This window comes from Candidatus Bipolaricaulota bacterium (assembly GCA_021159055.1).
GTDB lineage: Bacteria > Bipolaricaulota > Bipolaricaulia > UBA7950 > UBA9294 > S016-54.
Window position 1 is genome coordinate 1 of record JAGGSO010000086.1, and the last position, 12,219, is coordinate 12,219.

The 12,219-nt window shown below is 63.7% G+C and carries 14 protein-coding genes and 1 pseudogene; 7 read left to right on the plus strand and 8 right to left on the minus strand.

Going from position 1 to position 12,219, the window contains the following annotated elements; genetic code table 11:
* Window positions 1–92: 92 nt before the first annotated feature.
* A complete protein-coding gene (gene add, locus J7J55_04335; protein MCD6141929.1) occupies window positions 93–1,097 on the minus strand; it encodes an adenosine deaminase in 1,005 nt (334 codons plus the stop codon).
* Between the two features lie 68 nt (window positions 1,098–1,165).
* On the opposite strand from add, the gene J7J55_04340 reads away from it, so the two are divergent.
* Both J7J55_04340 and J7J55_04345 read left to right on the plus strand, forming a co-directional pair.
* Entirely contained in the window at window positions 1,166–2,218 is a 1,053-nt protein-coding gene (locus J7J55_04340; protein ID MCD6141930.1) for an XdhC family protein, read from the plus strand.
* Window positions 2,211–3,044, plus strand: a complete 834-nt coding sequence (locus J7J55_04345) for an EF2563 family selenium-dependent molybdenum hydroxylase system protein (protein ID MCD6141931.1) — start codon at window positions 2,211–2,213, stop codon at window positions 3,042–3,044. The genes J7J55_04340 and J7J55_04345 overlap by 8 nt, the downstream gene beginning before the upstream one ends.
* Here J7J55_04345 and J7J55_04350 read toward each other — a convergent pair.
* The 5 genes from J7J55_04350 to J7J55_04370 form a co-directional block, all read right to left on the minus strand.
* Window positions 3,034–3,756 (minus strand): DUF72 domain-containing protein, encoded by a 723-nt coding sequence (locus tag J7J55_04350; protein ID MCD6141932.1) that lies wholly within the window; start codon window positions 3,754–3,756, stop codon window positions 3,034–3,036. The two genes, J7J55_04345 and J7J55_04350, sit on opposite strands and share 11 nt — an antisense overlap.
* 133 nt (window positions 3,757–3,889) lie before the next feature.
* Complete coding sequence (locus tag J7J55_04355; protein ID MCD6141933.1) at window positions 3,890–4,156, minus strand: type II toxin-antitoxin system HicB family antitoxin; 267 nt, start codon at window positions 4,154–4,156, stop codon at window positions 3,890–3,892.
* 25 nt (window positions 4,157–4,181) lie between these two features.
* Window positions 4,182–4,679, minus strand: coding sequence for a tRNA (N6-threonylcarbamoyladenosine(37)-N6)-methyltransferase TrmO (tsaA, locus tag J7J55_04360; protein ID MCD6141934.1), 498 nt, complete (start codon window positions 4,677–4,679; stop codon window positions 4,182–4,184).
* Complete coding sequence (locus tag J7J55_04365) at window positions 4,676–4,966, minus strand: MTH1187 family thiamine-binding protein (GenBank protein MCD6141935.1); 291 nt, start codon at window positions 4,964–4,966, stop codon at window positions 4,676–4,678. Before J7J55_04365 ends, tsaA begins: the two co-directional genes overlap by 4 nt.
* A 1-nt stretch (window position 4,967) precedes the next feature.
* Entirely contained in the window at window positions 4,968–5,864 is an 897-nt protein-coding gene (locus J7J55_04370; protein MCD6141936.1) for a metallophosphoesterase, read from the minus strand.
* A gap of 103 nt (window positions 5,865–5,967) precedes the next feature.
* On the opposite strand from J7J55_04370, the gene J7J55_04375 reads away from it, so the two are divergent.
* Window positions 5,968–6,285, plus strand: a complete 318-nt coding sequence (locus J7J55_04375; protein ID MCD6141937.1) for a hypothetical protein — start codon at window positions 5,968–5,970, stop codon at window positions 6,283–6,285.
* Here the strand turns inward: J7J55_04375 and J7J55_04380 are convergent.
* Both J7J55_04380 and J7J55_04385 read right to left on the minus strand, forming a co-directional pair.
* Window positions 6,282–6,848, minus strand: coding sequence for an indolepyruvate oxidoreductase subunit beta (locus tag J7J55_04380; GenBank protein MCD6141938.1), 567 nt, complete (start codon window positions 6,846–6,848; stop codon window positions 6,282–6,284). The two genes, J7J55_04375 and J7J55_04380, sit on opposite strands and share 4 nt — an antisense overlap.
* Window positions 6,845–8,422 carry an indolepyruvate ferredoxin oxidoreductase gene (locus tag J7J55_04385; GenBank protein MCD6141939.1) on the minus strand — a complete coding sequence of 526 codons (1,578 nt, stop codon included), beginning with the start codon at window positions 8,420–8,422 and terminating at the stop codon, window positions 6,845–6,847. Before J7J55_04385 ends, J7J55_04380 begins: the two co-directional genes overlap by 4 nt.
* Window positions 8,423–8,587: 165 nt before the next feature.
* Here J7J55_04385 and J7J55_04390 point away from each other — a divergent pair, with 165 nt between their 5' ends.
* The 4 genes and pseudogenes from J7J55_04390 (at window position 8,588) to J7J55_04405 (ending at window position 12,071) form a co-directional block, all read left to right on the plus strand.
* A complete protein-coding gene (locus tag J7J55_04390) occupies window positions 8,588–10,561 on the plus strand; it encodes an elongation factor G (protein ID MCD6141940.1) in 1,974 nt (657 codons plus the stop codon).
* Window positions 10,558–11,145 (plus strand): CBS domain-containing protein, encoded by a 588-nt coding sequence (locus tag J7J55_04395; GenBank protein MCD6141941.1) that lies wholly within the window; start codon window positions 10,558–10,560, stop codon window positions 11,143–11,145. Before J7J55_04390 ends, J7J55_04395 begins: the two co-directional genes overlap by 4 nt.
* Complete coding sequence (locus tag J7J55_04400) at window positions 11,142–11,534, plus strand: YjbQ family protein (protein MCD6141942.1); 393 nt, start codon at window positions 11,142–11,144, stop codon at window positions 11,532–11,534. Before J7J55_04395 ends, J7J55_04400 begins: the two co-directional genes overlap by 4 nt.
* Before the next feature lie 405 nt (window positions 11,535–11,939).
* Window positions 11,940–12,071, plus strand: a pseudogene (locus J7J55_04405) (SAM-dependent methyltransferase).
* The last annotated feature ends 148 nt before the right edge of the window (window positions 12,072–12,219 follow it).

Genomic DNA, 12,219 nt, shown 5'->3' on the forward strand with positions numbered 1-12,219 from the left:
AATTCTGAGGCAACGGCTACCGCTTCGGTAACCTACTCTTTTGCGGCATCACGTTCTCTTCGGAGCAAACGCGGTGTTCCAACCTGGCTGTTCTAAAAGGAAGCGAGCACTGTCTGGCGCAGCTTCGCCTTGATCTCTTCCGGAGCGAACGCGGCGTCCGCCGAGTTCAGCAAGAGCGCCTTCACCTCTTCTTCGGACAGTGAGAACGCGCCTGCCACCGCGGCGAGCTCGTGGGTAACGGTGATCTGTGACATCAGCCGGTTGTCGGTGTTGATCGTAACCGGTATTCCAAGGTCGATGTAGCGCTTGAGCGGGTGCTCGGAGTAGGAGTCCATCACCCCGGAGATCTGGAGGTTGCTCGTTGGGCACACCTCGAGCGGAATTCCCCTTTCGCGAACGATTTCCTCCGTCTCCGGATCTTGATACAAGTAGACGCCGTGGCCGATCCGATCCGCGCCGAGCTCGATCGCCTCCCGGATGTGTTCCGGGCAGCAGCCCTCTCCGGCATGGATCGTCACGTGCACTCCGGCCTGCTTCGCAAGCTTGACCGCGTCGCTGTGGATCGATGGCGGGTAGCCGCGCTCTGGCCCGGCGAGGTCGAATCCGACCACCCCCTGATCCTGGTACACCGCAGCGAGCTCGGCGGTCGCGATCGTGTCCGTGCTCGCAGCCTGCTTCATCCCGCACAGGATCAAGCCGGTCTCAAGCGGAAACTCCGCTTCCGCTTTCCGCATCCCGAACAGGACCGCCTCTACCACCTGAGACGGGGTTAGTCCCTCCTGCAGATGAAGGAGGGGGGCGAAGCGGATCTCCATGTAGACCACGTTCTCCGCCGCGGCGTCGGCGCACAGCTCGTACGCCGCCCGGGCGAGCGCCTCCTCGGTTTGGAGGACAGCCACCGTGATCCGAAATGCCTGCAGGTACTCCTCGAGCGTGCAGCGGGGCGGTGGGATCAACGCGCCCTGCAAATCGGATGGAAGCGTGGTGCGGACCCGTGCCGGGAGCTCGTTTGCCAGCTCAATGACCGTGTCGAGCCGCATCGAACCATCGAGGTGAACGTGCAGATCGAACTTAGGAAGATCGGCGATATTCTTCATGCCGTATGTTCCCACAAACGAGACCGCAGATGCAACTCGTGATAATATAGGACTAAGGTGATGCTGTTTTGAAGAGCACAACGTTCTACACTCGGGTGGGGGAGCTCCTTTCTTCGGGGAAGGAGTTCACGATTGCCGATCTGTTGGAGACACACGGGTCCGTTCCCCAGGCGGAGCGGGCGAAGCTGATCGTCCATCCGGACGGGAGGGCCGAGGGGACCCTCGGTGGAGGAGACCTCGAGGCGCGGGTGACCGCGGACGCGTTACGAGTCAACCCTGGTGAGGTGAGGGTCGTGGAGTACGACCTTGCCGACCTTGGGATGGTGTGCGGCGGCGCGGTGAAAGTTCTGTATTACCGCCTGCAACCCGTTCCGGAGGAGCAGGAATTCTACCGCGCGGTGGAGGAGCATGCCGCCACTGGCGTGCCGTTCGTCATCGCTCACGCAGTGATGGCTGACGAAATGCGGCTTCCCCGCTTGTTGATCGTTGAAAATAGCGTTGTAGCGCGGGCTGGGGGCACATTTCCGGCTGAGGACGGCGCGATTAGCGCCGCGATCGAGCTTGGCTTCCCGGAGGGCCGCGCCAAGTTGTCTTCACCCCGGGGGACCATTTACCTCGAGCGGGTGGCACCGTTGCCGCGGTTGCTGATCTTCGGGGCGGGACACATCGGAGCGAGCCTTGCCCGCACCGCCCATGATTTGGGCCTGTTTCAGGTGGAGGTCGCCGACGAGCGGGATGAATTGCTCCAGAAGGTAACGCAGCATGGAGTGCGGGCTCACCGGGTCGGACCCGGGTTCCTCGGGAGACTGCCCGCGCTCGATTCCCGAACCTATGTCGTTATCGTCACCCGATCCCATGTGACTGACTTCGCCGTGTTGAAGCAGGTGCTACAGCAGGATGCACTGCCGAGATACATCGGGGTGATCGGAAGCCGCAACAAGAAGCGGGAGGTGTTCGAGCGACTGCGCACCGCTGGTGTGCCGGAGGAGCGAATAGGCCGGGTGACGATGCCGATCGGGCTGCGAATCGGTGGGAAGAGCCCGAGCGAGATCGCGGTCAGCATCCTTGCGCAATTGGTCAAGGTGAAAAACGGATTGGGAACCGGTGACGAGGATGAGTAACGATTTCTTGGTGGTCATTCGCAGCGGAGGCGAGATCGCATCCGCCGTGGCGTGGCGGCTCCACCGTGCCGGCTATCCCACGGTCGTACTCGAGCTCCCGGCTCCACTCGTCGTGCGGCGGCGGGTGGCGTTCGCCGCCGCTGTCTTCTCCGGGGAATGCGAGGTGGAGGGGGTGCCGGGAAAATTGGTGGCGAGTGTGCGGGAGGCGCGGGAGTACATCGCGCGCCGCGGAGGGGTGCCGGTGCTGATCGATCCCGATGCACGCTCCGTCCGTGAGCTGTCTCCTACTGTGCTCATCGATGGCCGGATGGCGAAGCGAGCGCTCGACACGCGGATCGGACAGGCCCCGATCGTCATCGGCCTTGGCCCGGGGTTCACCGCCGGGGTGCATGCCGATGCGGTGATCGAGACGAACAGCGGCCCGAGCCTGGGGCGGGTGATCTACGAGGGGAGCGCGCTTCCGAACACCGGCATCCCGTGCCGCATCGGTGGATTCCAAGCAGAACGGGTGCTGCGCGCTCCGCGGGCGGGGGTATTCCATACTTGCAGGGATATCGGTGACGCAGTTGAGCAGGGGGAGATCGTTGGCTACGTGGATGAGGCTCCGGTGCGGGCCGGAGTGAGTGGAGTGCTGTGGGGGCTCCTTCACCCCGGGATCCGCGTCGATGAGGGCACGAAGCTCGGGGACATCGATCCGCGGGGCGACCCGGCGGTCGTAGAGCGCATCGCCGCCAAAGGGCGCGCAGTTGCCGCGGGAACCCTCGCTGCGATCCGTGAGCTTGCAAGCCGCAAACACATTACACTGCCGAACGGGGCTAGCTCGTGAATCGCGTTATGTAGGTGCGGGCATTCTGGTACATGTGATCGTTGTTGAACAGCAGGTAAACTTCATCCGCAGCGAGAGATGAGATCAGCTCGGCGAGCCGGCGCAGATCGGTCGGGGTGTAGTCATACCGGTACATCCGGTCTCCCGGCGGAGCGCCATGCAGGCGCAGGTAGGCCGTGTTCTTGGTGAGCGGGAGACGAGCGAACGGGTCGGTCACGTGGATCAGGTCGAGATCAAGCACGGCCTGCACGGACTCATCGTCCCAGCCGCGCGGCTCGAACGCGAATCTCCGGCCGTGGCGGGCAACGGCGGTGAAGAACCGGCGCAGGCGGGCGATGTTCTCCTCCGTCGGGTGAAACGATCTTGGCGTCTGGAACAGGATGACCTTCGCATCCAACGCATCGGCGATCGCGGCCGTTCGCTCGTATGCGGCGAGCGAGCGCTCGGAGGCGAACCGATCGCGGTGGGTGATCTCCTGATTCGCTTTCACCGTGAACTCGAACCGTGAGTTGACCGCGCGGGCGAGCTCGAACCAACGTGCCGCGGTCTTGACCTGGGGGAGGCGGTAGAAGGTCGAGTTCACCTCGACGAGGTCGAAGTATGCAGCGTAGAGCGCAAGCTTATGGGGATAACGCTGTTTCCAATTCCGGTCTTCGCCCACGTCCTCCGGGCGCAGGTAGTTCCAACCGCAGCAGCCGATGTGGATGCGCATCTCACTAGTTCACCTGATCGAGAAGGGAAAAGAAGCGATCCCGACTTATCCCTGCTGTGCGTAGGTTTGTGAGAATATGAGTTACCGGGACATCGTGCGGGCTCTTCTTTATCACCACAGGTCGCTTGACTCCTTACCCAGTGACGAGAAGTTCGGCCGCTACCGGCTGCCGCGGGAACCAACCATCTCCCTGCTTCTTAAACCCCGCTTCCTCCATCACCTCAGCGAGAGTCCCCAACCGTTCACATTCTTCAAGAAATGCCTCCACAGCCTCTTTTAGCGATCGCTTCGCTTCATCCACGGTTTCCCCGAAGCTGGAGACATCGAGCTCCGGGGCGAGACCAACATAAAGATCCCCTTCCCGGAAGAACTCCGCCCGGAACACAACGCGTTCGGACATATGCCCACCTCCTTGCATCTTTCTCTCAACCAGTGAACCTCCCGTCGTCTTTTGCTTCTGGAAGTTTATGCACGTTCTCCGCGAGCCAGCCGATCTTCTCCACCTCCCGCACGTCGAACGCAGGGACGTACGGCTTGATGTCCAAAAGCGGCGTTCCATCGACGATGTCCACGTCTCTGATATGGAGCACGCTCCCGTCGACCCCGACGAGGCGGACGATCGAGACGCCGATCGGGTTCGGCCGGCTCGGGGCGCGGGTGGCGAACACCCCGTGTTCAGCGTCGTCCATGTACGGCCGCACGAGCAACGAGGCCCCCTTGGAGAGATGAAAGTGATAGATCAGGACGAGGTGGGAGAAGCCCACGATGTCCTTCAGCCCCGCGGAATATTCCGGGAACACCTCCACCCGCCCTAGGATCCCCTCCGCCCCTGCGGGCTGGATCGGGGTCCCGGCGGTGGTCTTGAACGGAGAGCGAATAATCCCGATCGGGTGGTAAACGACCGGGTGGGGCTTGTCCGTCATCCCATCTTCTCCTGCGCCGATTGCACCTTGCGGGTGAGCCCGTCGGTCACACCCCTGCGGTCGTCGATCCGGATCGAAATGGAGACGCGGTTCGCCTCTTGCAGCATCAGGTCGCGGCACGCCTTGATCAGCCCCATCACGGCATCCCATTCTCCTTCGATGTTCGTCCCCATCGCGTGGTACTCGTGCGGCAGGCCGGACGCCTCGATCAGCTCATACACCCGGGCCACGTAGCGGCTTAATGATTCCCCTTCCCCGATCGGCGAAATTGAGAAATCGACGAGCATCTCAGTACTCCAGGTGCCAGTCGGCCTGGTCTCCTGCACCCTTGATGTCGATCGTCCGCGCGGCCGGGTCCAGAGTGACGTACGCCCACGACGGCTTGCTTTCGTCTTCGTCGGTCAACTGATCGAAGGTGATGTAGTGGATCCCGTTGATGACGGTATGAGCGTTCTTATGCTCGTGCCCTTGGAACACGGCGATCACTACCCCTGCGTCCTCGAGGATCTCCTGCACGAGCTTGTTCCCGATGATCTCCGGCCCTCCCCCGGAGAGGAAGTCGTGATCGACGTCGAGGCGCTGGTGGACACAGACGATCGTCGGCCTGTCGGTCTGTGCCAGATCAGCAGCGAGCCAGTCCCGCTCCGCCTGCGGGATGTTCCCCTGCACCACCCAACCGGCGTGGGACAGGTCCTTCCCCTTCTTATCGTACTGGGCGTCGAGGATGACGAAGTGATACGCCCCAGCGTCGAAGCTACCGTAGGTCCAGGCGGCCCCGGTGTGGGAGAGGAACTCATCCTTGGACAGGTCGTAGACATCGTGGTTCCCGAGGACATAGTAGCGCGGGCCGTCAAACTGGGCATAGATCGCCTCGGCCTTGTCCAAAATGCCGGGGATGCGTGCCGGATCGCCCAGTGGAGCGCCGACGACGAAGTTGCCGTTCACGAAGTCGCCGAGTTCGATTACCAGATCAGCAGGCCAGGCGTTCATCGCCTCGATGCACGCCGTGAGCCGGGCCGGATACTCGGTCATGAACTTTCCCTCTGTGGGCGAGTCGATATCGTGGGCATGAAGGTCGGTGAATATCCCGAGGCGGAGGACCGCGCCATCCCCGAACGCGGCGACGAGCGAGAACGCCCCCACGACGAGCACCGCCACTAAGACCGCAAGCGTGAGCTTTTTCATATCCATCCCTCCTTGGGAAGAAGTCTAGCCCGGCCCGCGCACAAACGCAACGGTTGTCATCAGGGACACGGCGGTGTACCCTGCCCGCGAAAGGAGGGGATCGATGCGGATATCCGAGATCCAGGAGAAGGTGCACCGCACTGCGGTGGAGCACGGTTGGTGGGAGGAGTCCCGACCGGTGGGGGAGGTGCTGATGCTGATGGTGACCGAGCTCGCCGAGGCGATGGAGGCGTACCGGGAGGGAAACCCGGAAAGCGACAAGATCCCGGGCTACTCCAAGCTCGAGGAGGAGCTCGCCGACGTGGTCATCCGGCTCCTCGACTTCGCCGGCGGAGCCGGGCTCGACATCGAAGGAGCGATCACGGCGAAGATGGCTTACAACGAGACCCGCCCCTACCGGCACGGGGGAAAGCTCGCCTAGCGGGCGGCGCGGCCGCGGCGGAACGCCTCCAGGTTCACCTCGGCCAGTTCCTTCCTGTTCCCGAACAGCTCCTCGATCGCCCGGACGAGCGCCCCCTCCGGAAGGCCGATGAACTCCGCTCCCGCCCCGAGGAGGACGATGTTCGCACTCCGGAGCGATCCGATCTCCCGTGCGATCGTCACGGCATCGAGCAGGAGGTGGCGCGGGAGGGAGCGGATCTCCGCCAGGATTTCCTCTTCGTCCGGGTAGTTGGGGATGTTCTTCACCGGGACCGAGTTGGCCACCATCGCCCCTTCCGGAGCGAGGTACTCCAGATGGCGCAGTCCCTCCATCGGCTCCATCGCCAGGATCAGGTCGGCCCTCCCCTTGGGGATGACCGGGGAATGGATCTTCCGGTCGGAGATGCGCACGTGCGACTCCACCGCCCCTCCCCGCTGCGACATCCCGTGCACCTCGGACTGCTTGACGAACAGCCCCTGGTCGAGGGCGGCGCGGCTGATCACCGCAGCGAGGGTGAGTAGCCCCTGCCCTCCGACCCCGGCGAGGACGATCTCCCGCCTCATTTCGCCCTCCTTCGCGCCCGCCGCGCTGCGGTCTGGACGCACTCCCGCCGCGCGATCACGACCGATACCCCCGGGTGATCGATCTCCTCCCGCAACACCTGCACGTTCTCCTCATGCCGTGGCCCGATCGGGGTGATCACCCGGATGTGATCCGGATCGACCCCGAGCCCGCGGCAGATCGACTCCAGCCGGTCCGTCGCCTGCGACGGCTGCCCTCCGGTCATCGCCACCGTCAGATTATCGAGGATGACGACCGTCACCGGGGTTCCCTCCTGAACGCAATCGAGAAGCCCGGTGATCCCGGAGTGGGTGAAGGTCGAATCCCCGATCACCGCCACCGCCGGATGCAGCCCGGCATCGGCCGCCCCCTTGGCCATCCCGATCGACGCTCCCATCTCGATGCAGGTGTCGACCGCCTCGTACGGCGGGAGGGCGGCGAGGGTGTAGCATCCGATGTCGGAGAAGACCCGCCCGCGGTCGCCGAGTGCCTCCTTCAGTGCGCGGAACGTGTCGGCGTGGGGGCAGCCCGGGCACAGGGCAGGCGGGCGTGGGGCGACGAGATCTCCCGGCGCGAACGCGGGTTTTATCTCGATCCCGAGCGCCGCGGCCACCGCCTCCGGGGTGAGCTCCCCGATGCGGGGCAGTCTCCCGTCGAGCCGCCCGTGCACGCGCGGATTCCCGAACAGCCCGCGCAGGCGCGACTCGATGAACGGGTATCCGTCCTCGATCACCACCACCTCGTCGCACGATTCCATGAGCTCCTTCACTGCTTCCCGCGGGAGCGGATACTGGGAGATCTTGAGGAGGGGATGCGGCAACTCGTCCGGGTAGAGCTCGCGCACGTAGGCGTACCCGAGCCCGGCGGCGATGATCCCGAGGGTGCGGTCGGCCCCAGGGAACAGTCGGTTGAACCGGCTCTCTTCACTTGCGGCAGTGAAGGCGTCCTGCAGCTCGACGAGCCGGGAGTAGTTCCGCCGCGCGTTCGCCGGGAGGAGCACGAACCGGCGCGAGTCCTCCGGAAGCCGGAGTCCATTCTCCTCCCGCGCTTTCTTCCGCTCCACCGGAGCGCGGGAGTGGGCGAGGCGGGTCACCAGCCGGACGAGGACCGGGATGCGATACCTCTCCGACAGCTCGAACCCGTAGCCGACTATGTCGTACGCCTCCTGCGGGTCGGACGGCTCGAGGCACGGCACCCCGGCGAAGTCGGCGTAGAACCGGGAATCCTGTTCGTTCTGCGAGGAGTGCATCGACGGATCGTCGGCGACGGCGACAAGAAGACCACCGTTCGCCCCGGAGATCGCGGCGTTGATGAACGGATCGGCGGCGACGTTCAACCCGACGTGCTTCATGCTCACCAGCGCCCGCTTCCCGGCGTAGCTCATCCCGAGTGCCGCCTCGAGCGCGGTCTTCTCGTTGGTCGACCAGCGGGAGTGGATCGATGCCGGCGCGATCCTCTGGACGTACTCCAGGATCTCCGTCGATGGGGTCCCGGGATAGGCGTACGCCCCCGAGATCCCACTGTCGAGCGCCCCCTGTGCCACCGCCTCGTCCCCGAGGAGGAACATCCGCTCCATCTTTCCCCTCCCTGATTCGCCGTAGAAGAAGGATAAGCCCTCACCGGCACGGGCGCAACGCGTCCGATGGCGCACGAGGCGCAACGCACGTGTGTTTCTTGCTCAGACCGGTGGTGATTGTTATACTGCCAGGGTATTCTTCAATCACGTAAGGGGGATAAAGACATGGGGCAAGCGAGGAACATCAGCCTGCTGGGGCATTCCGGCTCCGGCAAAACCACCCTCGCCACTTCGCTGCTGAAGAAAGGCGGAATAAAGGATCAGATTGCGTTTGATTCCTCCCAGGAGGAGAAGGAACGGGGCTACTCCATCGACCTCGGGTTCGGGGCGTACACCTACAAGGGGACTACCTTCACCCTCATCGACACCCCGGGCGGGGACGAGTTCATCGAGGAGATGGTCAAGGCGGTCCCGGTCGCTGATCTGAACCTGATCGTGATAAACGGCGAGAAGGGAGTGGAGGTCGTCACCGAGCGGGCGTGGGAGCTCACCGGCGCGGCCGGTCGCCCGACCGCCGTTTTGATCAACCACCTGGACAAGGGGATCGACTTCGACAAGGTCCTTGGAGAGCTGCGCGAGCACTTCGAGGGCGGAAAGTTCCTCGTCCTCCAGATTCCGATCATCGAGGGCGGGAAGTTCGTCGGAGTGGTCGACGTCCTCGCCGGAAAGGCGATCTACTTTGGCGACAAGGGGAAGAAGGACGTCCCGGATGCCCTCTCCGCCGCCCTGGAGGAGCATCGCGGCTACCTGGTGGAGGAGATCTCCTCGATCGATGACGAGCTGATGATGAAGTTCCTCGAGGAGGAGGAGATCAGTACCGCTGAGCTTGCTTCCACCCTCAGCCAGGGGATCGCCGCCGGGTCGCTCATCCCGGTCTTCTCCGCCTCCGGGCTGGAGGAGAAGGGGATCGACCTGTTGATGGATGCGTTCCTGAACATGGTCCCTGCTCCTGCCGTCGACCCGAGCGCCCCGCCCCGGGCGGTGGTGTTCAACCTCGCCACCGACCCCTACCTCGGCCGGCTCACCTACGTGCGGGTCCTCGAGGGAACGATCAAGGAGGGATCCCACCTCGTCGAGCTCAAGGGCGGGAACAAGGTGGAGATCCGTGACATCTATTCGTTCGAAGGGACGAAGCAGAAGCGCGTCCCCGCGGCCGAGGCCGGCGAGATCGTGGCGATCGGGAAGCTTGATAACATCGAGCTCGGCGTCACCCTGGCCGCAAGCCCGGACGCGGAGCCGTTCCCGATGCCGGCGTTCCCCAAGCCGATCTTCTCGCGGGCGATCGTCCCCAAGAGCCAGGCCGACGTGGAGAAGATGAGCAGCGCGTTGAAAGAGCTGGGTGGAACCAAGGCGACGATCCGCGTCGAGCGCGACCCAGTCACCAAGGAGCTGATCCTGTGGGGGATGGGGGACGTCCACCTCTCCGTGTTCATCGAGCGGCTGAAGAATCGGTACAACGTGTCGCTGGAGACGAAGCAGCCGGAGATCCCGTACAAGGAGACGATCCGCAAGAAGGCGACCGCCAAGTACCGCCACAAGAAGCAGACCGGCGGCCGCGGACAGTTCGGTGAGGTCGTGTTGCGGATCGAGCCGCTTCCGCGGGGAGAGGGATTTAAGTTCGTCGACGAGATCAAGGGCGCGGCGATCCCGGGTCAGTACATCCCCGGGGTGGAGAAGGGAGTGATCGAGGCGATGGAGGAGGGGAACCTCGCGAAGTACCCGGTCACCGACGTTCTCGTGGCGGTGTTCGACGGGAGCTTCCACCCGGTCGACTCCTCCGAGCTTGCGTTCAAGCTCGCCGCGCGGAACGCGTTCCGTGCCGCCTACGATCAGGCGAACCCGTGCCTCCTCGAGCCGATCATGGCCCTTGAGGTTAAGGTTCCGGAGGACTTCACTGGAGACATCGTCAGCGATCTGAACGGGCGTCGCGGGCGGATCCTCGGGATGGAGCCCGCCGGAGGGCGGACCACGGTGATCAAGGCCGAGGTCCCACTCGCCGAGCTGCAGAGCTACGCCCTCGACCTCAAGTCGCTCACCCAAGCGCGGGGGACGTTCCAGATGGAGTTCCTCAAGTACCAGACTGTGCCGGCCAATATCCAGGAGAAGATCGTGGCCCGAGCGCAGAAGGAAGGCGAATGAACGTCGGCCGCTACATGCACCACGACCCGGTGACCGTCCTCCCCGAGGCGACCCTCGGGGAGGCGAAGCGGGTGATGGAGGAAAACGGGTTTGGGATCCTCCTTGTCGCCAGTGCTGCGCACGAGCTCACCGGGTTCATCACCAAAGGATCGCTGAAAGAGGTGTCGGACTGGGAGAAACCGGTGGGGGAGGCATGCTTCCCCGCCAACTTCTCCGTCGCCCCCACGGACACGCTGGAAAAGGCGGCTCTGATCCTGCTTTCCAACCGGCTCGTCCTCCTCCCGGTGGTGGAGGAAGGGAAGCTGGTGGGGGTGATCACCCAATCCGAGATCCTGCGTGCCCTGGCGCAGGCGCTTGGGATCGGCCTTGAAGGGACGCGGCTCACAGTGCGGGTCCAATCCGATCCCCGCGATCTGTACGCAGTCATCGGCGTCCTCCGCGACCACAACGTCCGGCTCGTCTCCCTCGCCCGCGGGGCGGAGGGGAACGGACACCAGGAGATCATCCTGCGGGTGCAGGGGATTACCGACAAGGAAGGGCTGAAGGCAGCGCTCGAACAGGCGCTGACCGCGAAGGAGGAATGATGTTGGAGCTTCCGGTCCCCACACATCGGAAGACCGAATTCGTCGAGATCACCGGCCTCGTCCAGCGTGCGGTCTCTGAAAGCGGTGTCTCCGACGGCCTCTGCTTCATCTACTGTCCCCACACCACCGCTGGCCTTACGATCAACGAAAACGCCGATCCGTCCGTAGCACATGACATCCTCACCGCCCTCGACGCCCTCGCCCCCCAGAACCGGGGCTGGACACACGCCGAGGGGAATGCCCCGGCGCACATCAAGGCGACCCTGGTCGGGAACTCCCTGCAGGTTGCGATCGAGGGCGGAAGGCTCCGCCTCGGGACCTGGCAGGGGATATTCCTGTGCGAGTTCGACGGCCCGCGCCATCGAAAGATCTGGCTCAAGATCACGTAGGGAAGCTCGCGCCCGGGGAGAGTGTACAGGACATGTGAGCCTCCGGCGCAAGCGGACGTGCTCGTCTAGAAGTGAGAGGAATCTCACTCTCCTTGAACGAAGAATCATCCTTCACAACGCTGCGGGATATCATGTATAATAGCTGAGCAATCAGGAGGGAATAGCCTACAAAGTGAGATTGAAGGTGCAAGATTCGTGCGCAGGGTTTGGTGCAGCCCCGGGGAGGAACGCCCACGGGGCGTTTTGTTTTGAACGGGGGACATGATGGGCCGGAGGAAGTCCGTGAAGAGCGCAAACGGCGCGACGCTCGGCTTCGAGCAGACCCTGTGGCAGGGGAAAGAGGACTGGCTCAAGCGGAGCGAAGCGGAGACGTGCCTGTCCCCACAGTTCGGCGCCCCGCCGACCGAAGACGACGGCGAGCCGTTCGAGGAGAAGATGGCGCGGCTTACAAAGGAGCTTTCCGCGCAGTTCGCCGAGTCAAAGAAGCTGGAAGAAGAAATCCGCAAGAACCTGAAGGGGTTGGGGTTCGATGTCTGAGAGCTTAATCTATGAACCGAACCCGGCTTTGTGGGAAGACGATTTTAAGAGGAGGAGACGATGAAGTGTGCGATCTGCAAGCACGGGGAGACGCGGCCGGGCAAGACCACCGTCACCCTGGAGCGGAACGGGATGACGCTGGTGATCC

Coding starts and splice junctions, on each gene's coding strand:
- add (MCD6141929.1), bottom strand. CDS start 1,097: ATGAAGAATATCGCCGATCTTCCTAAGTTCGATCTGCACGTTCACCTC.
- J7J55_04345 (MCD6141931.1), top strand. CDS start 2,211: ATGAGTAACGATTTCTTGGTGGTCATTCGCAGCGGAGGCGAGATCGCA.
- J7J55_04350 (MCD6141932.1), bottom strand. CDS start 3,756: ATGCGCATCCACATCGGCTGCTGCGGTTGGAACTACCTGCGCCCGGAG.
- J7J55_04355 (MCD6141933.1), bottom strand. CDS start 4,156: ATGTCCGAACGCGTTGTGTTCCGGGCGGAGTTCTTCCGGGAAGGGGAT.
- tsaA (MCD6141934.1), bottom strand. CDS start 4,679: ATGACGGACAAGCCCCACCCGGTCGTTTACCACCCGATCGGGATTATT.
- J7J55_04365 (MCD6141935.1), bottom strand. CDS start 4,966: ATGCTCGTCGATTTCTCAATTTCGCCGATCGGGGAAGGGGAATCATTA.
- J7J55_04370 (MCD6141936.1), bottom strand. CDS start 5,864: ATGAAAAAGCTCACGCTTGCGGTCTTAGTGGCGGTGCTCGTCGTGGGG.
- J7J55_04375 (MCD6141937.1), top strand. CDS start 5,968: ATGCGGATATCCGAGATCCAGGAGAAGGTGCACCGCACTGCGGTGGAG.
- J7J55_04380 (MCD6141938.1), bottom strand. CDS start 6,848: ATGAGGCGGGAGATCGTCCTCGCCGGGGTCGGAGGGCAGGGGCTACTC.
- J7J55_04385 (MCD6141939.1), bottom strand. CDS start 8,422: ATGGAGCGGATGTTCCTCCTCGGGGACGAGGCGGTGGCACAGGGGGCG.
- J7J55_04390 (MCD6141940.1), top strand. CDS start 8,588: ATGGGGCAAGCGAGGAACATCAGCCTGCTGGGGCATTCCGGCTCCGGC.
- J7J55_04395 (MCD6141941.1), top strand. CDS start 10,558: ATGAACGTCGGCCGCTACATGCACCACGACCCGGTGACCGTCCTCCCC.
- J7J55_04400 (MCD6141942.1), top strand. CDS start 11,142: ATGATGTTGGAGCTTCCGGTCCCCACACATCGGAAGACCGAATTCGTC.